This window comes from Enterobacter cloacae complex sp. GYL001, from assembly GCF_049237125.1.
Lineage (GTDB): Bacteria > Pseudomonadota > Gammaproteobacteria > Enterobacterales > Enterobacteriaceae > Enterobacter > Enterobacter hormaechei_C.
This window is the reverse complement of record NZ_JBMKGW010000004.1, coordinates 94,220-120,818: the sequence shown is the minus strand read 5'-3', so window position 1 is coordinate 120,818 and position 26,599 is coordinate 94,220. Positions and strand designations below refer to the sequence as shown.

At 55.7% G+C, this 26,599-nt stretch carries 25 protein-coding genes and 1 other annotated feature; of the genes, 8 read left to right on the top strand and 17 right to left on the bottom strand.

Annotated elements, in window-relative coordinates:
* Positions 1–20: 20 nt before the first annotated feature.
* A complete protein-coding gene (gene dnaK, locus ACOTWU_RS10330; RefSeq protein ID WP_006810169.1) occupies positions 21–1,934 on the bottom strand; it encodes a molecular chaperone DnaK in 1,914 nt (637 codons plus the stop codon).
* Positions 1,935–2,230: 296 nt separating this feature from the next.
* Here dnaK and satP point away from each other — a divergent pair, with 296 nt between their 5' ends.
* The gene (satP, locus tag ACOTWU_RS10325) at positions 2,231–2,797 is read left to right on the top strand and encodes an acetate uptake transporter (RefSeq protein ID WP_003856474.1); all 567 of its coding nucleotides are present in this window, start codon (positions 2,231–2,233) and stop codon (positions 2,795–2,797) included.
* On the opposite strand, the gene ACOTWU_RS10320 is transcribed toward satP, so the two are convergent.
* From ACOTWU_RS10320 to tal, 3 genes are all read right to left on the bottom strand, one after another.
* Positions 2,774–4,096: an MFS transporter gene (locus tag ACOTWU_RS10320; RefSeq protein ID WP_421625763.1), complete on the bottom strand. Its 1,323-nt coding sequence runs from the start codon at positions 4,094–4,096 to the stop codon at positions 2,774–2,776. The two genes, satP and ACOTWU_RS10320, sit on opposite strands and share 24 nt — an antisense overlap.
* A gap of 122 nt (positions 4,097–4,218) precedes the next feature.
* Positions 4,219–4,806 (bottom strand): molybdopterin adenylyltransferase, encoded by a 588-nt coding sequence (gene mog, locus ACOTWU_RS10315; RefSeq protein ID WP_003856479.1) that lies wholly within the window; start codon positions 4,804–4,806, stop codon positions 4,219–4,221.
* 110 nt (positions 4,807–4,916) lie between these two features.
* Complete coding sequence (gene tal / locus ACOTWU_RS10310; RefSeq protein ID WP_047052507.1) at positions 4,917–5,870, bottom strand: transaldolase; 954 nt, start codon at positions 5,868–5,870, stop codon at positions 4,917–4,919.
* Between the two features lie 262 nt (positions 5,871–6,132).
* Here tal and ACOTWU_RS10305 point away from each other — a divergent pair, with 262 nt between their 5' ends.
* Positions 6,133–7,566: an alanine/glycine:cation symporter family protein gene (locus ACOTWU_RS10305; RefSeq protein ID WP_126498707.1), complete on the top strand. Its 1,434-nt coding sequence runs from the start codon at positions 6,133–6,135 to the stop codon at positions 7,564–7,566.
* Between the two features lie 66 nt (positions 7,567–7,632).
* A complete protein-coding gene (yaaA, locus tag ACOTWU_RS10300) occupies positions 7,633–8,406 on the top strand; it encodes a peroxide stress protein YaaA (RefSeq protein ID WP_015572628.1) in 774 nt (257 codons plus the stop codon).
* Positions 8,407–8,437: 31 nt separating this feature from the next.
* Here the strand turns inward: yaaA and ACOTWU_RS10295 are convergent, their stop codons facing one another.
* The 7 genes from ACOTWU_RS10295 to yjjY all read right to left on the bottom strand — a co-directional run bounded on the left by ACOTWU_RS10295 (position 8,438) and on the right by yjjY (position 15,244).
* Positions 8,438–8,725, bottom strand: a complete 288-nt coding sequence (locus ACOTWU_RS10295) for a DUF2502 domain-containing protein (RefSeq protein WP_015572627.1) — start codon at positions 8,723–8,725, stop codon at positions 8,438–8,440.
* A gap of 248 nt (positions 8,726–8,973) precedes the next feature.
* The gene (thrC, locus tag ACOTWU_RS10290; RefSeq protein WP_039271764.1) at positions 8,974–10,260 is read right to left on the bottom strand and encodes a threonine synthase; all 1,287 of its coding nucleotides are present in this window, start codon (positions 10,258–10,260) and stop codon (positions 8,974–8,976) included.
* 3 nt (positions 10,261–10,263) lie between these two features.
* On the bottom strand, positions 10,264–11,193 hold the full coding sequence (thrB, locus tag ACOTWU_RS10285) for a homoserine kinase (protein ID WP_022650380.1): 930 nt from the start codon (positions 11,191–11,193) through the stop codon (positions 10,264–10,266).
* Position 11,194: 1 nt separating this feature from the next.
* The gene (gene thrA / locus ACOTWU_RS10280) at positions 11,195–13,657 is read right to left on the bottom strand and encodes a bifunctional aspartate kinase/homoserine dehydrogenase I (protein ID WP_040117199.1); all 2,463 of its coding nucleotides are present in this window, start codon (positions 13,655–13,657) and stop codon (positions 11,195–11,197) included.
* 24 nt (positions 13,658–13,681) lie between these two features.
* Positions 13,682–13,799 (bottom strand) — a sequence feature (Thr leader region).
* The gene (gene thrL, locus ACOTWU_RS10275; RefSeq protein WP_015572623.1) at positions 13,738–13,806 is read right to left on the bottom strand and encodes a thr operon leader peptide; all 69 of its coding nucleotides are present in this window, start codon (positions 13,804–13,806) and stop codon (positions 13,738–13,740) included. Its footprint overlaps the feature before it by 62 nt.
* A 211-nt stretch (positions 13,807–14,017) precedes the next feature.
* On the bottom strand, positions 14,018–14,704 hold the full coding sequence (locus ACOTWU_RS10270) for a tRNA/rRNA methyltransferase (protein ID WP_126498710.1): 687 nt from the start codon (positions 14,702–14,704) through the stop codon (positions 14,018–14,020).
* A 399-nt stretch (positions 14,705–15,103) separates the two neighbouring features.
* On the bottom strand, positions 15,104–15,244 hold the full coding sequence (gene yjjY, locus ACOTWU_RS10265) for a protein YjjY (protein ID WP_001541509.1): 141 nt from the start codon (positions 15,242–15,244) through the stop codon (positions 15,104–15,106).
* Positions 15,245–15,339: 95 nt separating this feature from the next.
* On the opposite strand from yjjY, the gene arcA reads away from it, so the two are divergent.
* The gene (arcA, locus tag ACOTWU_RS10260; RefSeq protein WP_003856501.1) at positions 15,340–16,056 is read left to right on the top strand and encodes a two-component system response regulator ArcA; all 717 of its coding nucleotides are present in this window, start codon (positions 15,340–15,342) and stop codon (positions 16,054–16,056) included.
* 48 nt (positions 16,057–16,104) lie between these two features.
* On the opposite strand, the gene creA is transcribed toward arcA, so the two are convergent.
* Positions 16,105–16,575, bottom strand: coding sequence for a protein CreA (gene creA / locus ACOTWU_RS10255; RefSeq protein ID WP_017383825.1), 471 nt, complete (start codon positions 16,573–16,575; stop codon positions 16,105–16,107).
* A 214-nt stretch (positions 16,576–16,789) separates the two neighbouring features.
* Here creA and robA point away from each other — a divergent pair, with 214 nt between their 5' ends.
* On the top strand, positions 16,790–17,659 hold the full coding sequence (gene robA / locus ACOTWU_RS10250; protein WP_015572620.1) for an MDR efflux pump AcrAB transcriptional activator RobA: 870 nt from the start codon (positions 16,790–16,792) through the stop codon (positions 17,657–17,659).
* Here robA and gpmB read toward each other — a convergent pair.
* A complete protein-coding gene (gpmB, locus tag ACOTWU_RS10245; RefSeq protein ID WP_006810187.1) occupies positions 17,656–18,303 on the bottom strand; it encodes a 2,3-diphosphoglycerate-dependent phosphoglycerate mutase GpmB in 648 nt (215 codons plus the stop codon). The two genes, robA and gpmB, sit on opposite strands and share 4 nt — an antisense overlap.
* A gap of 48 nt (positions 18,304–18,351) precedes the next feature.
* Here gpmB and yjjX point away from each other — a divergent pair, with 48 nt between their 5' ends.
* Positions 18,352–18,867, top strand: a complete 516-nt coding sequence (gene yjjX / locus ACOTWU_RS10240) for an inosine/xanthosine triphosphatase (protein WP_015572619.1) — start codon at positions 18,352–18,354, stop codon at positions 18,865–18,867.
* A 27-nt stretch (positions 18,868–18,894) separates the two neighbouring features.
* Here yjjX and trpR read toward each other — a convergent pair whose 3' ends face one another.
* On the bottom strand, positions 18,895–19,224 hold the full coding sequence (gene trpR, locus ACOTWU_RS10235; RefSeq protein WP_003856511.1) for a trp operon repressor: 330 nt from the start codon (positions 19,222–19,224) through the stop codon (positions 18,895–18,897).
* A gap of 55 nt (positions 19,225–19,279) precedes the next feature.
* The gene (gene sltY / locus ACOTWU_RS10230) at positions 19,280–21,217 is read right to left on the bottom strand and encodes a murein transglycosylase (RefSeq protein WP_045339643.1); all 1,938 of its coding nucleotides are present in this window, start codon (positions 21,215–21,217) and stop codon (positions 19,280–19,282) included.
* Positions 21,218–21,443: 226 nt separating this feature from the next.
* Here sltY and ettA point away from each other — a divergent pair, with 226 nt between their 5' ends.
* Entirely contained in the window at positions 21,444–23,111 is a 1,668-nt protein-coding gene (ettA, locus tag ACOTWU_RS10225) for an energy-dependent translational throttle protein EttA (protein WP_006810191.1), read from the top strand.
* Between the two features lie 127 nt (positions 23,112–23,238).
* Here the strand turns inward: ettA and ACOTWU_RS10220 are convergent, their stop codons facing one another.
* Positions 23,239–24,138 (bottom strand): LysR family transcriptional regulator, encoded by a 900-nt coding sequence (locus ACOTWU_RS10220; protein WP_017383827.1) that lies wholly within the window; start codon positions 24,136–24,138, stop codon positions 23,239–23,241.
* A gap of 108 nt (positions 24,139–24,246) precedes the next feature.
* Here ACOTWU_RS10220 and ACOTWU_RS10215 point away from each other — a divergent pair, with 108 nt between their 5' ends.
* Positions 24,247–25,248 (top strand): zinc-binding alcohol dehydrogenase family protein, encoded by a 1,002-nt coding sequence (locus tag ACOTWU_RS10215; protein WP_126498711.1) that lies wholly within the window; start codon positions 24,247–24,249, stop codon positions 25,246–25,248.
* An 83-nt stretch (positions 25,249–25,331) separates the two neighbouring features.
* Here the strand turns inward: ACOTWU_RS10215 and nadR are convergent, their stop codons facing one another.
* Positions 25,332–26,564 (bottom strand): multifunctional transcriptional regulator/nicotinamide-nucleotide adenylyltransferase/ribosylnicotinamide kinase NadR, encoded by a 1,233-nt coding sequence (nadR, locus tag ACOTWU_RS10210; RefSeq protein ID WP_015572616.1) that lies wholly within the window; start codon positions 26,562–26,564, stop codon positions 25,332–25,334.
* Positions 26,565–26,599 lie beyond the last annotated feature (35 nt).

Sequence of the window (26,599 nt, the reverse complement as noted above, 5' to 3'; positions counted from 1 at the left end):
CTTACCCTGCATCAGGGCGATTATTTTTTGTCTTTCACTTCTTCGAACTCAGCGTCGACAACATCGTCGTCTTTCGCGTTGTTCTGGGAAGCATCAGCGCCCGCCTGCTGCTGTGCGTGCTGCTGCTGAGCGATTTCCATCAGCTTCTGAGAAACCTGTGCCAGCTCCTGCATCTTCGCTTCGATGTCCGCTTTGTCTTCGCCTTTCAGAGACGTTTCCAGCGCGCTCAGTGCAGTTTCGATCGCAGTTTTGTCTTCCGCTGGCAGTTTATCGCCCGCTTCTTCAACCTGCTTACGGGTGCTGTGCAGCAGATGGTCACCCTGGTTACGGGTCTGAACCAGCTCTTCGAACTTACGGTCGGATTCCGCGTTAGCTTCGGCATCACGAACCATTTTTTCGATTTCCGCTTCGTTCAGGCCAGAAGATGCCTTGATGGTAATCTTCTGCTCTTTACCGCTGTTTTTGTCTTTCGCAGACACGTGCAGGATACCGTCAGCATCGATGTCGAAGGTGACTTCGATCTGTGGCATGCCGCGTGGTGCCGGGTTAATACCGTCCAGGTTGAACTGACCCAGAGATTTGTTATCCGCCGCGCGCTTACGCTCACCCTGAATCACATGGATGGTTACCGCAGACTGGTTGTCTTCAGCGGTAGAGAACACCTGGCTGTGTTTCGTCGGGATAGTGGTGTTTTTGTTGATGAGCGGAGTCATCACGCCACCCATGGTTTCGATACCCAGAGACAGCGGGGTAACGTCCAGCAGCAGTACGTCTTTTACTTCACCCGTCAGAACACCACCCTGAACCGCAGCACCGATAGCAACCGCTTCGTCCGGGTTCACGTCTTTACGTGGCTCTTTACCAAAGAATTCAGCCACTTTCTTCTGAACCATTGGCATACGAGTCTGACCACCTACCAGGATAACGTCCTGAATGTCAGACACGGACAGGCCAGCGTCCTGCAATGCAACTTTCAGTGGCTCGATAGAACGGTTCACCAGGTCTTCTACCAGGCTTTCCAGTTTCGCACGGGTCACTTTGATGTTCATGTGTTTTGGACCGGTCGCGTCTGCGGTGATGTACGGCAGGTTCACGTCGGTCTGCTGAGCGGAAGACAGCTCGATCTTCGCTTTCTCAGCGGCTTCTTTCAGTCGCTGCATGGCCAGCGGGTCGTTACGCAGGTCAATGCCCTGATCTTTCTTGAACTCGTCAACGAGGTAGTTGATCAGACGGGTATCGAAGTCTTCACCACCCAGGTGGGTATCACCATTGGTTGCCAGAACTTCGAAGGTTTTTTCGCCGTCAACGTCGTCGATTTCGATAATAGAGATATCGAAGGTACCACCACCCAGGTCGTAAACCGCGATAGTACGGTTGCCAACTTCTTTATCCAGACCGTAAGCCAGTGCTGCTGCGGTTGGTTCGTTGATGATACGTTTTACTTCCAGACCTGCGATACGGCCAGCATCTTTGGTTGCCTGACGCTGAGCATCGTTGAAGTAAGCAGGTACGGTGATAACAGCTTCAGTTACCGGTTCACCCAGGTAATCTTCCGCGGTTTTCTTCATTTTCTTCAGCACTTCAGCAGAGATCTGCGGAGGTGCCGTTTTGGTGCCTTTCACATCAAGCCATGCATCGCCGTTATCGGCTGCGATGATTTTGTAAGGCATGATGGAAACGTCACGCTGAACTTCTTCGTCCTGGAAGCGGCGGCCAATCAGGCGTTTGATCGCAAACAGGGTGTTTTGCGGGTTTGTCACGGCCTGACGTTTAGCCGGCTGACCAACCAGAGTTTCACCATCCTGGGTATAAGCAATGATAGAAGGCGTGGTGCGATCGCCCTCGGCGTTCTCCAGCACACGTGCAGTAGTGCCATCCATAATCGCTACACAAGAGTTGGTAGTACCCAGGTCGATACCAATAATTTTACCCATCTAAACGTCTCCACTAAAAATTCAGTCAACATGTGGTTGTGTACCTGTAATAAGGGCAGAACGTGCTTTTTCAACTGCCCAGATTTGATTTTTTTCAGGTCCACACACTGCGGTTGCTTACAAGATGGGGTCACAACAGCATCCATCAAGGGGGAAGGATAAAAAATTTTTTAATTTCACCCCGGTGAGATCATAGACGGCGTCGATGCCGCCCATTATGATGCCGCGCCCCGTCAGGTAGAACTGGCGCGGGTTTAACCATTTCACCATATTAATGATGATTTTTTTGAGGACTTATGGGCAACACTAAGTTGGCTAATCCGGCTCCGCTGGGCCTGATGGGTTTTGGCATGACCACCATTCTGCTGAACCTGCACAATATCGGGATGTTCCCGATGGACGGCATTATCCTGGCGATGGGCATTTTTTACGGCGGTATCGCACAGATCTTTGCGGGCCTGCTGGAATATAAGAAAGGCAACACCTTCGGCTTAACCGCCTTTACCTCTTACGGTTCCTTCTGGCTGACTCTGGTCGCAATTCTGCTGATGCCTAAAATGGGCCTGGCAGAGGCGGCAAACGCCCATTTCCTGGGCGTGTACCTGGGACTGTGGGGCGTGTTCACCCTGTTCATGTTCTTCGGTACCCTTAAGGCGAACCGCGCACTGCAATTCGTCTTCCTGAGCCTGACCGTACTGTTCGCTCTGCTGGCCATTGGTCACCTGGCGGATAACGAAGGCATCGTACACGTTGCCGGCTGGGTAGGTCTGGTTTGCGGCGCAAGCGCAATCTACCTGGCCATGGGTGAAGTGCTGAACGAGCAGTTCGACCGCACCATTCTACCGATTGGTGAAAAACACTGATCCCTCTGTCGTGCCCGCGTCGCGGGCACGACGTCCCACTGACTGGCGAAGCCACACCCCCAAAACCAGCCCCATCAGCGATAACGCCAGCACGTACCACGCAGGTGCAAGGGGTGACACCCCCATCAACACCGTCACCACAATCGGGGTCAGCCCACCGAAAATGGCATACGAGACATTATAAGAGAAAGAGATCCCAGTGAAGCGTACCTCCGGCGGGAAGGCGCGGACCATTACGTACGGTACGGCGCCAACGACGCCCACGCACAGCCCGACGACACCGTACAGCAGGAACAGCTGTTCAGGATGGGTGCCCGCAAGATGATAAAATGCCCAGCTCGACGCGGCCAGAAGCAAACTGCCGACAATAAAGGTCGCGCTTGCGCCGAAACGATCCGCCGCCAGCCCGGCGGCCAGACAACCAAAGCAGAGCATAATTGTCGCGATACTGTTCGCCTGTAACGTCACGGCAGGCGCAAAACCGTACTGTTTTTGCAGCCAGACCGGCGACATCAAAATGACCACCACGATCCCCGCAGACAGCAGCCAGGTCAGAAGCATCGACACCACTACCGCTTTTTTATGCCGCACTACTACGGTTTTCACCGGCAGTTCTTGCGCCAGCGCCTTCCGCTGCTGCATTTCCAGAAATATTGGCGTCTCCTGCAACCAGCGTCGCAGGTACATCGCCACCAGCCCAAACGCCCCACCCAGCAGGAACGGTATACGCCAGCCCCAGTCGTGAACGGCCTGTTGCGTCATGCTGGTATTGATGATGGTTGCAACCACGGAGCCAAGCAGGATCCCGATCGTCAGCCCTGCGGTCAGCGTTCCGCACGCAATGCCGATGCGGCGCACCGGGACGTGCTCAGCGACAAACACCCAGGCGCCCGGCACTTCCCCGCCGATGGCCGCGCCCTGGAGAATACGCATCAGCAGCAGCAATAACGGGGCGATAATGCCCATCGACTCATAGGTAGGCAAAAGCCCAATCGCCAGCGTCGGCACGGCCATAAGCAGGATGCTGAGGGTAAACATCTTCTTGCGCCCAACCAGATCGCCAAAGTGCGCCATGACAATGCCGCCCAGCGGGCGCGCCAGATAGCCGGCAGCGAAAATGCCGAAGGTTTGTACCTGACGCAGCCATTCCGGAATATCCGCCGGGAAAAACAGCGCCCCCACAACGGCGGCGAAGAAGACAAAGATGATGAAGTCGTAAAACTCCAGCGCGCCGCCCAGGGCAGCGAGCGTGAGGGTTTTGTAGTCCTGTCGATTCAGAGGTCGGGTGTTATGTGACATAGCGAACCATTGTGCATGTGTTGTGGATTATTTTTTACAGCAATCGTAAAGAAAAAATTACTATATCGTAAATCCATTTACACGCTACCGCGGCTGGCGCTAATGTCACATTTTAAAGAATTTCAGGAGATTGTTTCGCGGCGAGCGCTTTTAGGGCGAAATGCTGCTACCACATTGCCGTCAGTTTCCACGTACGGACCGTCAAGCAGTTGTATACAATACGGTACACTTGCAAAGATACCGTGGACGATAACGCTGCCGTCTTCGGCTTTTACCCCTTCCAGCGTTTCTTTTATCGACTTCGGCTGCCCCGGCAGGTTCAGGATCAGCGCCTGTTTGCGGATCACCCCGACCTGACGGGAAAGAATGGCCGTCGGGACAAAGTGTAGACTGATCTGGCGCATCTGCTCACCGAAGCCCGGCATTTCACGATCGGCGATAGCCAGCGTCGCGTCCGGCGTTACATCGCGGCGCGCGGGGCCGGTTCCGCCCGTCGTCAGCACCAGGTGGCAGCTCATCTCATCCACCAGTTCACACAGGGTTTGCTCGATGATCGGCTGCTCGTCCGGGATCAGGCGAGTCTGGATCTCAAACGGGGTAGTGAGCGCGCTGCCCAGCCACGCTTCCAGAGCAGGGATGCCTTTATCCTGATAAACACCGCTGGAGGCGCGGTCAGAAATCGACACTAAGCCGATGCGTAAGGTATTCATATCCATTCCATTCAAAAAGTACTGATTAAAGGGAATGATACACGCAGAGAGAAAATTCAGACAGAGGCGGGGGAAAGACGCGTGACCGGGAACCCGGTCACGCAGAATGATTACAGCAGGTCGCCGATCATTTTTTCCAGTTTTTCCTGGTCGATAGCAAACTTACGGATACCGTCCGCCAGTTTATCTACGGCCATTGGATCCTGGTTGTGCTGCCACAGGAACTCGGACTCGGTGATGCGCTCAGGGCGTGCTTTCACTTCGCCGGTGTAGGACAGTTTACGCTCGATAGCACCTTCGCTTTCTGCCAGCTCTTTCAGCAGCGCAGGAGCGATGGTCAGGCGGTCACAGCCAGCCAGCTCGATGATTTCGCCGACGTTACGGAAGCTTGCGCCCATAACAACGGTCTCATAGCCGTGCTGTTTGTAGTATTCGTAGATTTCAGTCACTGAAATCACGCCTGGATCTTCAGACGCCGCGTACTCTTTCTTGTCGGTGTTGGCTTTGTACCAGTCCAGAATACGGCCCACGAACGGAGAAATCAGGTATACGCCAGCTTCGGCACATGCACGCGCCTGCGCGAAGGAGAACAGCAGAGTCAGGTTACAGTTGATGCCTTCTTTTTCCAGCTGCTCAGCAGCGCGGATGCCCTGCCAGGTAGACGCCAGTTTGATCAGGATACGGTCATTGCTGATGCCCGCATCGTTGTACAGTTTGATCAGGCGTTTTGCTTTGGCGATAGACGCGTCGGTGTCGTAGGACAGGCGAGCATCAACTTCGGTAGAGATACGGCCAGGAACCAGCTTCAGGATTTCCAGACCGATGTTCACTGCCAGTTTGTCAGTGGCATCCACAACCTGCTGCGCGCGGTCATTGCTCTGTGCTTTTGCCCAGGTCACCGCCTCGTCGATCAGTTTGCGATACTCAGGGATCTGTGCGGCGTTAAGGATCAGAGAAGGGTTGGTTGTGGCATCCTGCGGCTGGTACAGCTTCATTGCCGCGATATCTCCGGTGTCAGCGACGACAGTGGTGAACTGACGAAGGGAGGTCAATTTATCCGTCATGATAGTGTTTCTCTTTTAACGTGCCCTGGATAATTCACACTACCGACAGCTTGCCAGCAGCGGAAAAATGACAGGTTTACTTGTTAGGGGGATGTAACCGGTCTGCCCTGATGATAACACGAGTGAGAGGCAGCGCAACCGCAGACAGCGCGCTTAGGCAGAGTATGATAAACTCAGAATATTAACAGGCTGCTAAGTAACAGCATGCACAATCAGTGGTAGCGCTTACATATTCACTTTGGCATCAACAAGAGGGACGTTAGTGCCTGATTTCTTTTTCTTTATCAACGAAGTCCTCTGGGGTTCGATCATGATATACCTGCTTTCAGGAGCAGGTATCTGGTTTACGTGGCGCAGCGGTCTGATTCAGTTTCGCTATATCCGCAAATTTGGCAGAAGTCTGAAAAACAGCGTCACCCCACAGCCGGGCGGCCTGACCTCGTTTCAGGCGCTCTGTACCAGCCTGGCCGCGCGCGTCGGCAGCGGTAACCTGGCCGGTGTCGCGCTGGCGATCGGCGCGGGCGGTCCGGGCGCGGTATTCTGGATGTGGGTGACGGCGATTATCGGTATGGCCACCTCCTTTGCTGAATGCTCGCTTGCGCAACTCTACAAAGAAAAAGACGGCAAAGGTCAGTTTCGCGGCGGTCCCGCCTGGTATATGGATCGCGGGCTGGGAATGCGCTGGATGGGCGTTCTGTTCTCGATCTTTTTGCTGATTGCCTATGGCCTTATTTTCAATACCGTTCAGGCAAATTCCGTCGCCCACGCGCTGCGCTTTGCCTTCAATTGTCCGGAGTGGCTGACGGGCGGCGCGCTTGCCCTTCTCACCCTGCTGACCATTGTGACCGGGCTCAAAGGGGTTGCCCGCCTGATGCAGTGGCTGGTTCCGCTGATGGCGCTGCTGTGGGTGTCCACCAGCCTGATGGTATGCGCGATACATATCGATGAGGTGCCGAACGTCATCGTCACCATTTTCCAAAGCGCGTTCGGCTGGCGCGAAGCGGCTTCCGGCGCGCTGGGTTACACCCTTAGCCAGGCACTCACTGCGGGTTTTCAGCGGGGTATGTTCTCCAACGAAGCGGGAATGGGCTCCACGCCGAATGCCGCCGCAGCGGCCGCATCCTGGCCCCCACATCCCGCCGCGCAGGGCATTGTACAGATGATTGGCGTCTTCACAGACACCATTGTTATCTGCTCCGCCAGCGCGATGATAATGCTGCTGGCCGGTGCCGCTGAACAACCGTCCGGTAGTACGGCAGGCATTCATTGGGTACAACAGGCGCTGGTCTCCCTCGTCGGCGGCTGGGGCGCGGGCCTTGTCGCACTTGTCGTGGGACTTTTTGCCTTTAGTTCCATTGCGGTGAACTATATCTATGCCGAAAACAACCTTATCTTCCTGAAAGTTGACTCGCGTCTGGCCCGCAACATCCTTCGCGCGGGTGTGCTGGCGATGGTGTTTGTAGGTTGCCTGCTCAGCATGCCGATGATCTGGCAAATAGCGGACGTCATTATGGCGCTGATGGCCATCACGAACCTGACGGCCATTTTGCTGCTTTCACCGGTTGTGGCGCTGATCGCGCGCGATTATCTGCGTCAGCGCAAGCTCGGCGTACAGCCCGTCTTTGACGCCTCACGCTATCCCGAAATCGAGTCACAAATTGCCCCTGGCACCTGGGATGATTTGCCGCGGCAATAACAGCTATCGATCAATTCAGGGCGATTTTTTGTTAAAGTCGCTCTAAATTTCCTGCAAGGACTGGATATGCTGATTCTGATTTCACCTGCCAAAACGCTCGACTACCAGAGCCCGCTCGCCACTGAGCGTTATACCCAGCCGGAATTGCTGGACTACTCACAACAGCTGATCCACGAGGCGCGTAAGCTTTCGGCTCCGCAAATCGCTTCGCTGATGAGCATCAGCGATAAACTCGCCGACCTGAATGCCACCCGTTTTCATGAGTGGCAGCCTGACTTCACGCCCGCCAACGCCCGCCAGGCGCTGTTGGCCTTCAAAGGTGACGTCTACACTGGCCTGCAAGCAGAAACGTTTAGCGAAGCCGATTTCGATTTTGCCCAGCTGCATCTGCGCATGTTATCCGGCCTGTACGGGGTGCTGCGACCGCTGGATCTGATGCAGCCGTATCGTCTGGAGATGGGTATCCGCCTGGAAAACGCTAAAGGTAAAGATCTGTACCAGTTCTGGGGCGATGTCATTACCGACAAGCTTAACGCGGCGCTGCAAGCCCAGGGGGACAACGTGGTGATCAACCTGGCCTCCGATGAGTACTTCAAATCGGTGAAGCCGAAGAAGCTGGATGCGGACATTATCAAGCCGGTATTCCTCGACGAGAAAAACGGCAAATTTAAAGTGATCAGCTTCTACGCCAAAAAAGCGCGCGGTCTGATGAGCCGCTTCATCATTCAAAACCGTCTGACGAAGCCAGAGCAGCTCACTGGCTTTAACAGTGAAGGGTATTTCTTCGACGAGGCATCGTCAGGAAAAAACGAGCTGGTGTTTAAGCGTCACGAGCAATAAAAGACAACCCCGCCAGCTGGCGGGGTTTGTGTTAATGGTGCTTCCGGTCCGGGCCCGGGCGACGATCGTCATGTCGGTGATGATCGTCACGATCGCGATGTTCATCGTGCGGACGCCAGTGGTTATCGCGCCAGTCATAGTGCGCTTTCCACCAGTCATGGTCGCGCCAGCGGCCGCCATCCCAGTAGTGCCCGTTATTATCCCGATCGCCAATTTGCAGTTTTACCGCTGGCACGAGGGTGATCTCAGCTGCCTGCACCGCCATGGGAGCGACCAGCATCAGTGAAAGCGCGATAAGTGCAGGTTTCAGTGTAGACATAGGTGACTCCTTATTCTTCTTGCCCAACGTGGGCCGATGTAAGGAGAGTACGTGATGGGGACGGGGGATGTTATTCTCTGCAATCCTAAACGCTAAGTGACCGCATTTATTGGGAATTTCTGCTTTTTTCCTGCTGTTTTTCTCCTTAATTTCTTCACAAAAAAGCCGGGTGGCGCTGCGCTTACCCGGCCTACGATGAGTTCGCCGTTGTAGGCCCGGTAAGGCGAAGCCGCCACCGGGCAGCACAATCACGCTCGGGTCATCATCAGCTTACGCAGCGCGGCAAAGTCTGCGGGCAGCTCATGAGACAGCAGCGGCAGGTCGGCGCGATCGGCCAGCTCTTTTGGCAGCGGCAGCGTTTCCCCCAGGATCGCTTCCACGCTCTCTTTGAACTTGGCCGGATGGGCGGTGCCGAGGAACAGGCCATACTCACCCGGTTGAAGCTGATCGCGCAGGGCACGATAGGCAATCGCCGCGTGCGGCTCAGAGGTATAGCCCACCGCTTTCAGCTCGCGCATGGTGGCTTTAGTGGTTTCGTCCGTCACCGCTGCGTAACCCAGATCGCCCAGACGCCAGACCTTACGGCGGAACAGCTCTTCCACACGCGGCCAGTTGTTAGGCTGTGACACATCCATCGCATTGGAGAGCGTGGCCTGAGTCGCGTTCGGCGCCCATTTTCCGTCCTTCAGGAAACGCGGCACGGTGTCGTTGGCGTTGGTGGCGGCGATAAAGCGCTTCACCGGCAGGCCGAGTGATTTCGCCAGCAGGCCTGCCGTCAGGTCGCCGAAGTTCCCACTTGGCACGGAAACCACCAGCTGATTGCGCGCGTCCTGCGGCAGCTGCGCCACCGCTTCGAAGTAGTAGCAGATCTGCGCCAGCAGACGGCTGATGTTGATGGAGTTGGCAGAGTTCAGCCCCAGCGCCGCCTTCAGCTCTTCGTCATCGAAGGCCTGCTTCACCAGCGCCTGACAGGCATCGAAATCGCCGTCGATCGCCACGGTTTCAATGTTGCCCCCAAGGGTGCAGAACAATTTTTCCTGAAGCGGGCTGATTTTGCCTTTCGGATAGAGGATCACCACGCGGACGTTTTTCAGGCCGTAGAACGCATGGGCCACCGCCGCTCCGGTATCGCCTGAAGTCGCGGTAAGAATGGTCACCGGTTTGTCGCCGCTGATGTGGGTCAGCATCTGCGCCATAAAGCGACCGCCGAAATCTTTGAACGCCAGCGTCGGGCCGTGGAACAGCTCCAGACATCCAACGTCAGGCTCCACCTGCTTCACCGGCGCCGGGAAAGCAAACGCCGCACGCACGCGTTCTTCGAGCAGCTCCTGCGGGATTTCGTCGCCGATAAAGGCAGACAGAATTTTGGTGCTGCGGGTGACAAAGTTCTGCTTCAGCAGCTCATCGATTTCGGTCAGCTGAAATTCCGGCAGGTCGTGGGGGAAGAACAGCCCCTGATTTTTGCCAAGCCCCTGCGTTACCGCCTGCGCGAAGCTGACCTGCTCGTTATGATCTTTAAGGTTGTAGAGTTTCATTCGTTATCCCAGTACTCGTGCGCCAGCCGTGTCCAGACGGCAGATATGAACAAAGCCTTCCTGATTTTGCAGGTAGTGTTTAGAGAGCCAGTCCGCCACGCGCTGCGCGGTGTCTGGCTTGTCGCATAAGGCGAACAGCGTCGGGCCGGAGCCGGAGATGCCGCACGCCTGTGCGCCGATATCCATGGATGCCTGTCGCGCCTCGTTAAAGCCCGGCAGCAGCTTCGTGCGATACGGCTCGGCAATGACGTCTTTCATCAGTTTCGCCGCCAGCTGCGGCTGACGGGTGTAGCAGGCGTGAATAAAGCCCGCCAGATGACGCCCGTGGGCGATACAGTCCTGACGACGATACTGCGCCGGCAGGATCGCACGCGCTTCGGCGGTAGACACTTTAATGCCCGGATAGGCCAGCACCCACAGCCACTCATCAAACCCTGGCACCTGCTGGCTGATGATGCCATTTTCTTCAATCATCAGCTGCATGCCGCCAAGGAAGCACGGCGCCACGTTATCATAATGAATGCTGCCGGAGATGCGCCCTTCCAGCTCGCCCATCAGCGCCAGCAGACGGCTGTTGTTCAGCGGCTTGCCGCAATGCTCATTCATCGCCACCAGCGCGGCGACCACCGAGCAGGCGCTCGAGCCCAGCCCCGAACCAATCGGCATGCTCTTTTCCAGCGTCATGGCGACCGGCACGTTTTTGCCGATCTCCTGACAGAAGCGTTCCCAGCACTGATAAACGATATTCTCGCGCGGTTCAGACGGCAGCTTACTGGCGAAGCGGCCGATGTTATTCAGGCTGAAGCGCTCTGCCGCCTCAACCGTAACCGTATCGCCCAGCAGCGAACCGTCCACCGGCGTGACCGCCGCGCCCAGCACGTCAAATCCGACGCTCATATTGGCGCTGGAAGCCGGGGCATATACTTTAACCATCTTAAACTCCTAACTTCCATGACAGGGTACGCAGCAGATCGGCAAACACGCCTGCCGCCGTCACATCATTCCCTGCGCCATAGCCGCGAAGCACCAGCGGCAGTGGCTGATAATAATGGCTGTAGAACGCCAGGGCGTTCTCGCCGTTTTTCACCTTGTACAGCGGATCGTTGCCATCCACTTCGGCAATCTTCACCCGGCAGACGCCGTCTTCTTCAATGTTGCCAACATAGCGCAATACCTTACCTTCATCACGGGCTTTCGCAACGCGTGCGGCAAAGGCGTCGTCAAGCTGCGGCAAACTGGCCATAAAGGCGCTGACGTCACCGCTGTCATCAAATTCTGCTGGCAGCACCGGCTCAATCACGATATCCGAAAGCTCCAGCTCGCGGCCAGTTTCGCGCGCCAGGATCAGCAGCTTACGCGCCACGTCCATGCCGGAGAGGTCGTCGCGCGGATCCGGCTCGGTGTAGCCCAGCTCGCGCGCGGCGCGGGTGGCTTCCGACAAGCTCATCCCTTCGTCCAGCTTGCCGAAGATAAACGACAGGGAGCCGGAGAGGATGCCGGAGAAACGCTGTAGTTCGTCGCCCGCGTTCAGCAGGTTTTGCAGGTTCTCGATGACCGGCAGGCCCGCGCCCACGTTGGTGTCATACAGAAACTTACGGCGCGACTTACTCGCCGCCAGCCGCAGCTGATGATAGTAATCCATCGACGAGGTGTTGGCCTTTTTGTTTGGCGTCACCACGTGGAACCCTTCGCGCAGGAAGTCGGCGTACTGATCGGCCACCGCCTGGCTGGAGGTACAGTCAACAATCACCGGGTTAAGCAGGTGATATTCTTTCACCAGGCGGATCAGGCGGCCCAGGTTAAATGGCTCTTTCGCCTCTTCCAGCTCCGCCTGCCAGTTTTCCAGATTCAGACCGTGGACGTTAGTCAGCAACGCTTTCGAGTTCGCAATGCCGCAAACGCGCAAATCGATATGTTTCTTCTTAAGCCACTCCTGCTGGCGCTTCACCTGCTCCAGCAGCGCGCCACCGACACCACCGACGCCCACCAGGAACAGCTCAATCACCTGGTCGGTGTTGAACAGCATCTGATGCACCACGCGCACGCCGGTAGTGGCGTCATCGTTATCCACGACAACGGAAATGGAACGCTCTGATGAGCCCTGGGCAATCGCCACGATATTGATATTAGCCCGCGCCAGCGCGGCAAAGAATTTGGCGGAGATACCGCGCAGGGTGCGCATGCCGTCGCCGACCACCGAGATAATCGCCAGACGCTCCTGAATCGAGAGCGGCTCCAGCAGCTCTTCTTTCAGCTCCAGATAGAACTCTTCTTCCAGCGCGCGACGGGCACGCAGGCAATCGCCCTGCGGAACGCAGAAGCTGATGCTGTATTCGGAAGAAGACTGCGTGATCAGCACCACGGAGATCCCGTTGCGGGACATAGCGGCAAAGACGCGTGCCGCCATGCCGACCATGCCCTTCATCCCCGGGCCAGAGACGCTGAACATCGCCATGTTATTGAGGTTAGAAATGCCTTTCACCGGCAGGTCATCTTCATCCGCGCTGGCGCCAATCAGCGTGCCCGGCGCCTGAGGGTTACCGGTATTCTTAATCAGGCAAGGGATTTGGAACTGGGCAATCGGGGAGATGGTACGCGGGTGAAGAACTTTAGCGCCGAAGTAGGAAAGCTCCATCGCTTCCTGGTACGACATCGACTTCAGCAGCCTGGCGTCCGGTACCTGGCGCGGATCGCAGGTATAAACGCCGTCGACGTCAGTCCAGATCTCACAACAGTCTGCGCGTAAACAGGCGGCCAGCACGGCGGCGGAGTAGTCAGAGCCGTTACGCCCCAGCACCACCAGTTCGCCCTTCTCGTTACCGGCGGTAAAGCCTGCCATCAGGATCATATGGTCAGACGGGATTTTGCTCGCCGCAATACGACGTGTCGACTCGGCAATGTCGACGGTGGATTCAAGGTAGTGGCCCACAGCCAGCAGTTTTTCAACCGGATCGATGACCGTCACGTGGTGACCGCGCGCTTCCAGCACGCCTGCCATGATGGCGATAGAGAGTTTTTCACCCCGGCAAATCAGCGCCGCGTTGATGCTGTCCGGGCACTGACCAAGCAGGCTGATACCGTGAAGAACGTGTTTAATCTGGGCAAATTCAAGTTCAACGGTGCTTTTCAGCTGCGCCAGCGGGAAACCAGGCTGGGCGTCGGCCAGCCCCTGAAGCAGATCGGCAAAGATACGCTCGGCGTCGCTGATGTTCGGTAGTGCATCCTGACCACCGATGGTTTTTTCAATCATCGCCACCAGGTGGTTCGTGATTTTGGCCGGGGCAGAGAGCACGGTGGCAACCTGCCCCTGCCTGGCGTTGCTTTCCAGGATATCGGCAACACGCAGAAAACGTTCTGCATTTGCCACTGACGTACCGCCGAACTTCAACACTCGCATGGTTCTACCTCATTTCCTTTAGCCGAAAAAAAAGCCCGCACTGTTCAGGTGCGGGCTTTTTTCTGTTTTTCCTGTACGCGTCAGCCCGCATCGTTACCTGTGGTAATGATGATGGTTGTAGTAATGGTGGTGATGCTGATGCGTTTCATGGATGTTGTGTACTCTGTCATTATTATCTGTCTGTGCTCTATTCTTTTAGGGTTAAAGGATCGAGCCCCTTAAGTCAATGAATTTTTAATTCGATCACAATTCGGGACATTCTCACGTCCCGCTGCGGGCAGATTTATTTTCATCGGAATAACCCAGATGCAACCCCAGACATCAGCAGGATCGGCCATAATAAAAACCTATGACACTATTTTACTCGGCTAATTTTTTTTCAATATCATGAAGCAATCGGTGCAGCATTGCCGTATCGCGCTGCTCAAGACGCCCCAGGCGCTGCTGTAACCAGTCCACCATTTTCTGATCGTCAGCGACGGCCAACTGCTCAAGAAGGTTATTTGCACGAACACGCAGTGCCGCCAGCTGGTTTTCATCCGAAACTGTCACCGGTGGCTGAGAAATTTGTATTAAGGATGCTAATTGATAGCAATAGACCATCACCGCCTGCCCCAGATTGAGTGACGGATAATCCGCCACCATCGGCGCGCCCGTCAGCACGTCAGCCAGCTCCAGCTCTTCGTTAGTCAGCCCGGAATCTTCTCGCCCAAACACCAGCGCGGCTTTCTCCAGCCACTGGCTTTTCTCTTCCAGCATCGGCACCAGTTCAGCAGGCGTGGCGTAATAGTGAAACTTCGCCCGGCTGCGCGCGGTCGTCGCGACGGTAAACGAAATATCGTGGAGTGCGTCGGCGAGCGTAGCGTAAGTGGTTATATTATCGAGAATATCACCCGAACCGTGCGCCACCCAGCGCGCAGCAGGCTCCAGATGCGCCGTGCTGTCCACAATACGCAAATCGGTAAACCCCATAGTCTTCATGGCACGCGCCGCAGCGCCAATATTTTCAGCTCTTGCTGGTGCCACCAGCACAATCGACAGATGCATTTACGCTCTCTTTTTAATCAGTTAGCAGGTAAAAATGTGATTCAGTTCAACATATTACGCAGCACGAATTTACAATTTTGCAACACAAATCACCGAAATAGCGTTTCATAACAATTAAAAAAAGCTAAACTATTTTGTGGCTGAACAATCAGTTAGAATGTTAACAGAAGTCCATTATCCTTATGTTTTGTAATGATAATGACCATATGAATACTCTTTTCTGATTGGATTCGTACCGTTTATCAATCAATGTCCGCAACTAGTTGGTTTATTGAAAAATTGTGACAAAGGCTAGCATTCAGCTACGATGATTTCATCAAACTGTTAACGTGCTACAATTGAACTTGATATATGTCAACGAAGCGTAGTTTTATTGGGTGTCCGGTGTCACTTAGCCTGTTATGTTGCTGTTAAAATGGTTAGGATGACAGCCGTTTTTGACACTGTCGGGTCCAAAGGGAAAGTACCCACGACCAAGCTAATGATGTTGTTGACGTTGATGGAAAGTGCATCAAGAACGCAATTACGTACTTTAGTCACGTTAAGCCGATCATGTTAATTTGCGACATGCATCAGGCAGGTCAGGGACTTTTGTACTTCCTGTTTCGATTTAGTTGGCAATTTAGGTAGCAAACATGCAGACCCCGCACATTCTTATCGTTGAAGACGAGTTGGTAACACGCAACACGTTAAAGAGCATTTTCGAAGCAGAAGGCTACGATGTCTTTGAAGCGACCGATGGCGCAGAGATGCATCAGATCCTTTCTGAAAATGATATCAACCTGGTGATTATGGATATCAACCTGCCGGGCAAAAACGGGCTTCTTCTGGCGCGCGAACTGCGTGAACAGGCGAACGTCGCGTTGATGTTCCTGACGGGCCGTGACAACGAGGTTGATAAAATTCTTGGTCTGGAAATCGGCGCGGATGACTACATCACCAAGCCGTTCAACCCTCGCGAGTTAACCATTCGTGCACGCAACCTGCTGTCCCGCACCATGAATCTGGGTACGGTAAGTGAAGAGCGTCGTAGCGTCGACAGCTACAAATTCAACGGCTGGGAACTTGATATCAATAGCCGTTCGCTGATTAGCCCGAACGGTGAGCAGTACAAACTGCCGCGCAGTGAATTCCGCGCGATGCTGCACTTCTGCGAGAACCCGGGCAAGATTCAGTCCCGTGCAGAACTGCTGAAGAAAATGACCGGTCGTGAGTTGAAGCCACACGATCGTACCGTTGACGTAACCATCCGTCGTATTCGTAAACATTTCGAATCTACGCCGGATACGCCGGAAATCATCGCCACGATCCATGGTGAAGGCTATCGTTTCTGCGGTGACCTCCAGGAGTAATTCTCCCGTCACGCAGTAAAAAACGGCGCATTTGCGCCGTTTTTTTTATCAATGCCACGGCATAATCGGTACCGCGCTTATCGCGTTTTTCGGTGAGCCGTCCACGACTTTGTCGGAATAAGCCAGATAAGCCAGGGTGTTACGCTTCGCGTCATAAAAACGGACCACCTGTAGCTTTTTGAACACCAGCGAGGTCCGTTTCTGGAATACGACGTCGCCCTGCGCTTTGCCGTTTTTGATTTTGTCACTCAATTCCACCGGGCCAACCTGCTGGCAGGAGATGGCCGCGTCAGACGTGTCTTCAGCCAGCCCCAGGCCGCCTTTAATCCCGCCGGTCTTTGCCCGGCTGACATAGCAGGTGACGTTTTTAACGTCCGGATCGTCAAAGGCTTCCACCACAATTTTGTGGTCCGGCCCAAACATTTTAAACACAGTATCCACGGAGCCAATTTGCTCCGCCTGTGCCACGCGCCCTGCCATCAGCGCCAGTGCTGCAAAGACTAAAACCTTGTATTTCATATTGTTACCATTCATAAAAATTACGCTGAGCGATTATTCAACAGGTTAGATAAAAATGTAGCAAGATCACAGGATTAGAATATATCCGCACATAAATCACTACAAAAAGCATTTATGCGCAAAAAAAACACTGAATGCTAAAACGTCAAAAAATGCTATTATCCGCTAACCTGTAAACAGGCACCTGCGGCAGTTTTAAGGATGAGGATAGTATATGGATCAGGCTGGAATTATTCGCGACCTGCTCACCTGGCTGGAAGGTCATCTCGACCAGCCTTTGTCACTGGATAATGTGGCGGCAAAAGCAGGCTATTCCAAGTGGCATCTGCAAAGGATGTTCAAGGATGTCACCGGTCATGCTATCGGTGCCTATATTCGCGCACGTCGTTTATCAAAGTCTGCTGTCGCGTTGCGCCTGACCGCGCGACCAATCCTGGATATTGCCCTGCAATATCGCTTCGATTCACAGCAAACCTTCACCCGTGCCTTTAAAAAACAGTTCTCGTTAACGCCAGCACTTTATCGCCGCTCGCCGGACTGGAGCTCCTTTGGTATGCGTCCGCCGCTGCGTCTGGGCGAGTTTGCGATGCCAAAATATGAAATCATCACCCTGCCGGAAACGCACCTGGTCGGCACCACGCAGAGCTACTCCTGTTCCCTGGAGCAGATCTCCGAGTTCCGCCATCAGATGCGCGTTCAGTTCTGGCGCGAATTTTTAAGCCATGCTCCGGCGCTCCCGCCGATTCTGTATGGCCTGAACGAAACGCATCCCAGCCAGGAAAAAGACGACGAGCAGGAGGTGTTCTATACCACGGCGCTGACGCCTGACATGGCGAACGGTTACATTCATGGCTCGAAGCCTGTCGTGCTGGAAGGCGGCGAGTATGTGATGTTCTCATACGAAGGTTTAGGAACGGGCGTTCAGGAGTTCATCCTGACCGTTTACGGGACCTGCATGCCGATGCTGAATCTGAATCGCCGTAAAGGTCAGGACATTGAGCGCTACTATCCGGCGCAAGATGCTAAACCGGAAGAAGGCCCTATCAATCTGCGTATGGAATTCCTGATTCCGGTACGTCGTTAACGCTGCAATTCGTCCAGTGCAGGGGCATCAAGATGCGAAATGTCCCCTGCCATCTCAACCACCCACCCCGATGCCAGCCAGGCACTTTCCTGATAGTCGATACGGGAAATGGAGCAGTTGCGCAGACGCAAACGGCGCTCGGCGTAAGCCGGCAGTCCCAGAATGGTGCTCACCAGGCAACCCAGCGCGATACCGTGGCTTACCAGCAGCGGTCGGCTACCTGCCGGGAGTTTCAGGCACTCGGCCAGCGCGGCATGCATGCGCACGCTCAGCTCCTGCATGGATTCCCCTTCAGGGATGCGACCATCTTCAGTGCCGTTCACCAGCGTGCGGCGCCAGCCTTCTTCGGTTTCCGTCAGCGTATCGATAGGACGTTTTTCCAGCACGCCCATATCCAGCTCGCGCAGACGCGGTTCGAGGGTCACGTCGCAGCCACAGGCATCGGCGATGATGCGTGCCGTCTGCTGCGTGCGGCCTAAATCACTGGAGATGACGTGAGTGATACCCAGCGTTCTGGCGCGCTCCGCCACCTGCCATGCTTGCTGCACACCTTTGTCGGTGAGAGGACTATCTGACTGGCCTTGAATACGTCGCTCGGCGTTCCACTGCGTTTCACCGTGGCGAACAAGGTATACCTGTAACATGCTTTTTTTCCGTTATACTGCGATGAATTTTTTAAATCGAGCTTAATTATGCACCATGTTGTCTCTGCTACCACCAATCCTGCCAAAATTCAGGCAATTCTAAGGGCATTTGAAGAGATCTTCGGCGAAGGATCCTGCCATATTGACGCCGTCGGCGTCGAGAGCGGTGTGCCGGAACAGCCGTTTGGCAGCGAGGAAACACGCGCTGGCGCACGAAATCGCGTGGCTAATGCAAAAGCCGCCGCGCCAGACGCTGACTTCTGGGTCGCGATTGAAGCAGGTATCGACGAAGGGGCGACCTTCAGCTGGGTTGTCATCGAAAGCCGTGAGCAGCGCGGCGAAGCGCGTTCTGCCACGCTGCCGCTGCCGGAGGTCATACTGGAGAAAGTCCGCGCGGGTGAGGCGCTGGGGCCGGTAATGTCGCACTACACCGGCATTGATGAAATTGGTCGTAAAGAGGGGGCGATTGGCGTCTTTACGGGTGGCAAGCTTACGCGTTCAGGCGTTTACCACCAGGCCGTTATTCTGGCGTTAAGTCCGTTTCATAACGCGATTTATCGTTAAGTTTGCAGGCCGGATAAGGCGAAGCCGTCATCCGGCGTTTTTCAGCAATACGGCTTCCAGCCACTGACGCAGTTCAACCGGCGCCGACTTCAGGCTGTTTGAACCCCGGGTGATGGTCGCGATACCCGCGCCCAGCTCGTTTTTCAGCTCGCGCTGGCTCATTTCGCCGCGCAGCAGTTCCTCAATAATGCGTACCCGTGTACCCAGCGCTTCACGTTCGTCTGGCGTCAGCATCAGCTGTAGCAACGGTAAATGCAGATCTTTGTCGTAAGACTGGCGGAGCAACTCCACAAAACGAAGCCACTCCTGATGACGCTGTTCGGCCATGGCCGAGGAATACGGGGAATGCTGGGTCATGTTATGCTGCCTCTTGTACTCATTAGCGAGTACAGCATAACACAACCCGCGCCGATCAGTAACGTCTCTGCCACTCGGCATCGCTCATCAGGGTATCTTTCTGCCCCATGAAGTAGCGATAGTAGGCGTCATAGGCCAGCACGTTCTTCACATAGCCGCGCGTTTCCGAGAACGGAATGCTCTCGACAAACGCCACGGCGTCGATACGCCCTGCGCTGTTGCCAAGCCATGTCCGCACGCGGCCAGGCCCGGCGTTGTACGCCGCTGACGCGAAGATACGGTTATTACCGAACTGCTGATAGACGTACTGCAAGTAGCTGGTACCGATGTTGATGTTAGTCTCCGGATCCAGCAGCTGGGACGGGCTGCTGTAGCCTGGAATATTAAACATCTTCACCGTGTGCGTCGCGGTACCCGGCATAATCTGCATCAGGCCGCTGGCACCCACCGGAGAACGCACTTTCGGGTTCCAGGCGCTCTCCTGACGGGCAATGGCCATCGCGTAGCTTTGCGGAATATCTTTGCCGCTGGTGTAGCGATCGAACAGATCCTTATAAGCCAGCGGGAAACGCTCTTCGAGGTGATCCCACAGTTTGCCGGCGATCGTCGCCTGCACGCTCAGATCCCACCAGCGATTATCAAATGCATAGCGGGCAAGCTGCGCTTTCTCATCGGTGGTACGGCTGGTGACCAGATTCGCCCATTCGCTGCGCGCGGTATTATCCAGATTCCAGTACATCAGCTCGCGCACGCGCGCCATTTCCGGCCCCTGCGTCAGCGCCGGGTTCGCGTTGGCTGGCGCTTTGTCGATCTTCAGGGTGTACTCCTCGCCCAGACGCTGCGCCGCCGCCATCGGGTAGAATCCGCGCTGCTGCATCAGGGAGTGGAGGATCTCTTTGGCTTCATCTTCACGACCACGTTCCAGCAGCATGTCCGCCTGCCAGTAACGCCATTCATCTTTCTCTTTGGCATCCATCGGCAGACGCGCCAGCCAGGTATTGAGGCCACGACGATCGCCCGTTCCCAGCGCCATGCGCACGCGACGCTCCACCAGCGAGACAGAGTTCGAACGCATCACCGCATCGTCACGCCAGCGCGCCTGTTCGTCGGTGACATCTGTCCCCATCAGTCGCCATGCAACGATATCGCGCAGCTCCTGAGTTTGATCGTCATTAAGCTGCTGGGCCTGCACCAGCTGCGGGATCATCAGCCGGGCGTTTTCCACATCATCACGCGCCACGCTGGCAAAGGCCACCGCCGCCATCTGGCGGGTAAAATCGGTCGCGCCGGTGGTACGCGCAAACGTCAGCACGGTATTGGGATCGTTTGCCAGACCGATAACGGCAGACGCAATGGTCTGATAATCTGCGGGCATCTGGCCCGCCAGCACGGTGACCAGCCGGGTGTTTCCGGCCTTCATCGCCAGGCGAATACGTTCCAGGTAAGAGAGCGGATCCTGCTTGCCCGAGGCGCGCCAGGCGCTGAACAGCGGGTCACAGGCGTTTGGCTGGCTTTTGCCCGTCAACCACAGCTCTTTCGCGCCGGTCCAGGCTTCCTCCTGCTGACCGGTCGCCCATTTCGCATAATAGTAATTACACTGCGCTTCCGTCGCGCCCGGTTTATCCGGGCTGAAAGCCAGCAGGCCGCGCCAGTCTTCGCGGCGGGCCAGCTCGTTCACAAACCGGGACTTCAGGGTGCGCGCAGGCGGCAGGGTCGGGTTCGCCTGAATGAAGTTATTCACGGTGACGGTCGGTTGATTCATGAGATCGTCCGTGATCTGGCGATACTCAAGATACGGATACAGCGGATAATCCTTCAGCGTCGGCATCAGCGCCTGCACGGTATCCATCTGCTTGTTGTCCCATGCCTGTTTAATCTGGGCATAGCGGTTACGTTGTTCATCCAGTGAATCGGCATGCACCGCCTGGCTTACCGCCATTACGCATACGCTGGCAGCCAGCAGACGCCAGACCACCCGTTTGGCTTTTTCCACAAGCTCTTCCTCATTGTTTTTCGTCAGTTGCAGCGTCTTGCCACGTCAAAGTTACATCAACTTATGCTAACCAGGCATCCCACAACGCGCCACGTCATGGACACTTTTTTACCTTTCTTGCGCGTTTTAACACTCCCGACGTTCCTGGCTGGGATTAGGGCGTGAAAAAGGCTACACTTCGAGGCTGAAATTCATTCTCATCACGATAAAAGAGGCGAAGTCCAACGTGGCTCAATTCGTTTATACCATGCATCGTGTCGGCAAAGTTGTCCCGCCGAAACGTCATATTCTTAAAAATATCTCGCTGAGCTTCTTCCCGGGCGCAAAAATCGGTGTTCTGGGTCTCAACGGTGCCGGTAAGTCCACCCTGCTGCGCATCATGGCCGGCATCGATACAGACATCGAAGGTGAAGCCCGTCCGCAGCCTGGCATTAAGATCGGCTACCTGCCGCAGGAACCTCAGCTGAACCCGGAACACACCGTGCGTGAATCCGTTGAAGAAGCGGTATCCGAGGTGGTTAACGCCCTGAAAGGTCTGGATGAAGTGTATGCCAAATACGCCGAGCCGGATGCGGACTTCGACAAACTGGCCGCTCAGCAGGGCAAATATGAAGAGATTATCCAGGCGCACGACGGTCACAACCTGAACGTGCAGCTGGAGCGCGCGGCCGATGCCCTGCGTCTGCCAGACTGGGATGCGAAAATCGCTAACCTGTCCGGTGGTGAACGCCGCCGCGTGGCGCTGTGCCGCCTGCTGCTGGAAAAACCAGACATGCTGCTGCTCGACGAACCTACCAACCACCTGGATGCGGAATCCGTGGCGTGGCTGGAGCGCTTCCTGCACGACTTCGAAGGCACCGTGGTGGCGATTACCCACGACCGTTACTTCCTCGACAACGTTGCGGGCTGGATCCTGGAGCTGGACCGCGGCGAAGGTATTCCGTGGGAAGGCAACTACTCCTCCTGGCTGGAGCAGAAAGATCAGCGTCTGGCGCAGGAAGCATCTCAGGAAGCGGCGCGTCGTAAGTCTATCGAGAAAGAGCTGGAGTGGGTGCGTCAGGGCGCGAAAGGCCGTCAGTCCAAGGGCAAAGCCCGTCTGGCACGCTTCGAAGAGCTGAACAACACTGAATACCAGAAACGTAACGAAACCAACGAACTGTTTATTCCACCTGGCGCACGTCTGGGGGATAAAGTGGTTGAAGTGACCAACCTGCGTAAGTCCTACGGCGACCGTCTGCTGATCGACGACCTGACCTTCTCCGTGCCGAAAGGCGCTATCGTTGGCATCATCGGTCCGAACGGCGCAGGTAAATCGACCCTGTTCCGCATGATGTCCGGTCAGGAACAGCCTGACAGCGGCTCTATCACCCTGGGTGAAACCGTGAAGCTGGCTTCCGTGGACCAGTTCCGCGACGCAATGGATAACAGCAAAACCGTGTGGGAAGAGGTTTCCGGCGGTCTGGATATCATGCGTATCGGCAACACCGAGATGCCAAGCCGCGCTTACGTTGGCCGCTTTAACTTTAAGGGCACTGACCAGGGCAAACGCGTGGGCGAGCTGTCCGGCGGTGAGCGCGGTCGTCTGCACCTGGCGAAGCTGCTCCAGGTTGGCGGCAACGTTCTGCTGCTTGATGAACCTACCAACGACCTGGACATCGAAACCCTGCGCGCGCTGGAAAACGCCCTGCTGGAGTTCCCGGGCTGCGCGATGGTTATCTCGCACGACCGCTGGTTCCTGGACCGCATCGCAACCCACATCCTGGACTACCAGGACGAAGGTAAGGTGGAGTTCTTCGAAGGTAACTTCACCGAATACGAAGAGTACAAGAAACGCACGCTGGGCGCAGACGCGCTGGAGCCGAAGCGTATTAAGTACAAGCGTATTGCGAAATAAAAGCAAAACGGCAACTTCGGTTGCCGTTTTTTATGTTTGTACCCTCTCCCCGTGGGAGAGGGCCAGGGTGAGGGCATCAGGCCGCACAGTGTGTAGGCCGGGTAAGGCGAAGCCGCACCCGGCTTTTTTATTTGCCCACGTAATACCGCTTCACCTCATCAAACTGCATCGCAAAGTCGATATAGCTCATCAGCGCAGGCGAATTGAGCTTACGGCTCGGGTAGGCCAGCCAGAGATCGTTTCCCTCAACGCTCCACGCCGACAGCACCTTCACCAGCGCGCCCTTTTCGATCTTATCTTCCAGCAGGAATGCGGGTAACAGCGTGATCCCCGCCCCGGCAATGGCGCATTCCCGGGCGTACACCAGGTTATCCGTCATGTGGGCGTTATCCGGCAGGTAGCGGTAATCCTCATTCTCGCTTCGCAGAAGCCACTCTGACCATGCCCGGTGCGTAATGCAGCGGTGATCCACCAGCTGTCGGGGATGGATTAACGGCGCCCGACGCGCCAGGTAGTGGGGCGAGGCCAGCATGTAGCGCGGACAGTGCCCAATCATGCGGCCAATCAGGGAAGAATCCTGCGGTTTGCCGGTGCGCAGCGCCACGTCAAAGCCAGACTCGACCAGATCCACCACATCGTCTGAGATCGACACATCCAGCGACACGTCCGGATAGCGAAGCTGGAACTCCGCATTCATATGCGCCAGCAGCGTCGCGCCAATTCCCGCCGGACAGGTGATCCGCAGCCGCCCGCTGGGGTTTTCGCGCAGCCGCTGAATGGCATACTCCGCGCGCTCGCTGGCCGCCAGCATTTCACGACAGTGCACCAGATAGTGTTCGCCCGCAAACGTCAGGCTTATTCTGCGCGTGGTGCGATTCAACAGACGGATCCCCACCTGTTGCTCCAGCTGGCTAATCCGCTGGCTGACGCTGGATTTCGGCAGTTCCGCCTTCTGCGCCGCCGCGGTAAAGCTGCCCATCTCGGCCACCAGCGCAAACAGCGCCATATCCTGAAGCTGTTTAAACATGATTGTTCACCCTGTACGAACGCTGAGTTCTTGATTGTCCATCTTATCATGCAGCTGACCACTTAATAGACTAGCCTCAACAAAACGCATGCCATTGAGGAGCACACCATGTCAGTGAAAGCCATTGCCGTTAACCCGGAAAATCCCTCCACCTTCGTTGAAATCACTCCGCCGATGCCGCAGCCCGGTGAACACGATCTGCTGGTGGAGGTAAAAGCCGTCTCCGTAAACCCGGTGGACACCAAGGTACATGCAGGCATTGCCAAAAGCGGACTGAAGGAGCCGCGCATTCTCGGGTGGGATGCCAGCGGTATCGTAAAAGCCGTTGGGGCTGGCGTCACCGGATTCAAACCGGGTGACGAAGTGTGGTACGCGGGGGACATCACCCGCCCGGGCAGCAATACCACGCATCAGCTGATCGATGCGCGCATTGTCGGGCACAAGCCTGCAAGCCTTGACTGGGCCGCCGCGGCTGCACTGCCGCTGACGGCGCTCACCGCGTGGGAAGGCCTGTTTGAACGGCTGAAGATTCAGGATGCCGACGCAGATAAAACGCTGCTGATAATTGGCGGCGCGGGTGGAGTCGGATCGCTGGCGATCCCGTTTGCGAAGCACAACAGCAAGGTGAAGATCGTCGCAACCGCTTCACGAGAAGATTCCGCCCGGTGGTGTCGCGATCGCGGGGCTGACATTGTCGTAAATTACCGCGACCTGAAGGGTGAACTGGCGAAACAGGGGCTCACCTTTGTGGATTACATTTTTATCCTCAACGATACCGACGGGCACTGGGATGCGGTCAGCGATCTGATTGCCCCTCAGGGACACATTTGTTCCATCGTTGAAAACGCGCATCCGCTGAACCTGGACAAGCTGAAGTCCAAATCTGCCGCCCTGCACTGGGAGTTTATGTACACCCGCAGCATGTACCAGACTGCGGATATGGCGCGTCAGGGTGAGATTTTAGATGAGGTGGCGAAGCTGGTGGATAACGGCGTGGTGGAAAGCTCGCTCAGCGAAACGCTGCACGGGCTAAGCGTGGAAAGCATTACCGAAGCGCACCGCAGGGTGCTGGAGGGGCATATGCGTGGGAAGGTGGTGGTTGAGTATTGAGTGGACTGATTCCCTCAGCCCGGCCCTCTCCCAAAGGGAGAGGGCGATTAAAGTCCCCTCTCCTGGTGGGAGAGGGGAAGTTATTAACCCTGCTCCCCCATCATCTCCTTCACCAGCTCGACGCAGCGCAGGAAGCGGGAATCGTAGTCCGACTCTTCCACATGCACAAACTCAACGTTGTTCTCGTTAAGCATCTCCACCAGCATGGTCTGGAACTCCCGCCTGTCCACCGAGCTGCCCAGGCTGCGCATGCCGTCGGCCACCCACGGGGTGTTGTTTTCCAGCAGGATCACCAGGTCAAAGCGGTATTCGTCAATCAGCGCCTGCACAAACGGGTGCTCGCGCCCTTCGTACTTTTTGCAGAACGCCTGCGTGGTGACGAAATCGGTATCAATAAAGGCGACTTTATTGGCGTATTTCACCGCAAAATCAATGTACTGGGCATGACCGAGCGCGATTTTATCGTAGTCGGAATACTGCAACGCCATCTCGTCGCCGCCAAGGTGTGAGAAGACGTAATCGCGGCCATACTCCCACGCACTGGTGGTATTGAAGATGTTAGCCAGCTTATTTACCAGCGTCGATTTCCCGCTCGACTCGCCGCCGAGGATCGCCACCGTACGCACGAAGAACGGCTTCACCTCGGTCGGGATGTAGTCCCAGTAACGGAACGGGTTCTCGCGGATCTGCGCCCCGCTGATGTTCATGAAGGTGCGTTTAGGATCGATCAGCACCGTCTCGATGCCCAGATGCTCGCGGAACTGCGGCGCGTCGGACTCTTCAGAGGTGTAGATCCAGTTAGGCGCAATGCCCTTCTCTTCCATAAACGCTTTGATGCCGTTGCTCCACACGTCCCAGCCGTGCGGATACGGCTCCATGCCCTCTTCGTTAAAGGCATGAATACGAATATTTTTCTGATATTTAAAGGTCTGAAGCAGCCAGCGCAGGCGGTCCGGCACGGTGGGCTGCTGCGACATGGCGCTGTCTTCAAACAGCTGGCGATCGCGGGTTTCATCATAACCCATGATGATATGCAGTTCGTCGACCTGGCTACAGGCGCGCTGGATCAGATAGATATGCCCGGTATGCAGCGGGTAGAACTTACCGAACACCACGCCAATGTTCTTTTGCATCCGCGGAAATTCAAGCCCCAGAAAACGGTGCAGCGCTTCCAGCTTCTGCGCGCTGGGGCTTTTGATTTTGGCGTTCAGCAGTTGGCTCAGATAGCCCTTGGTCATGCCGCTGGCGTCCGCCACCTGCTGCAACGTGCAGCCCTTCTGGCGGATAGCGGTCTTGATGTAGTCAAATGATGACATAAATTACGGTGCCTCCTGCAAAATCGAATACGTAA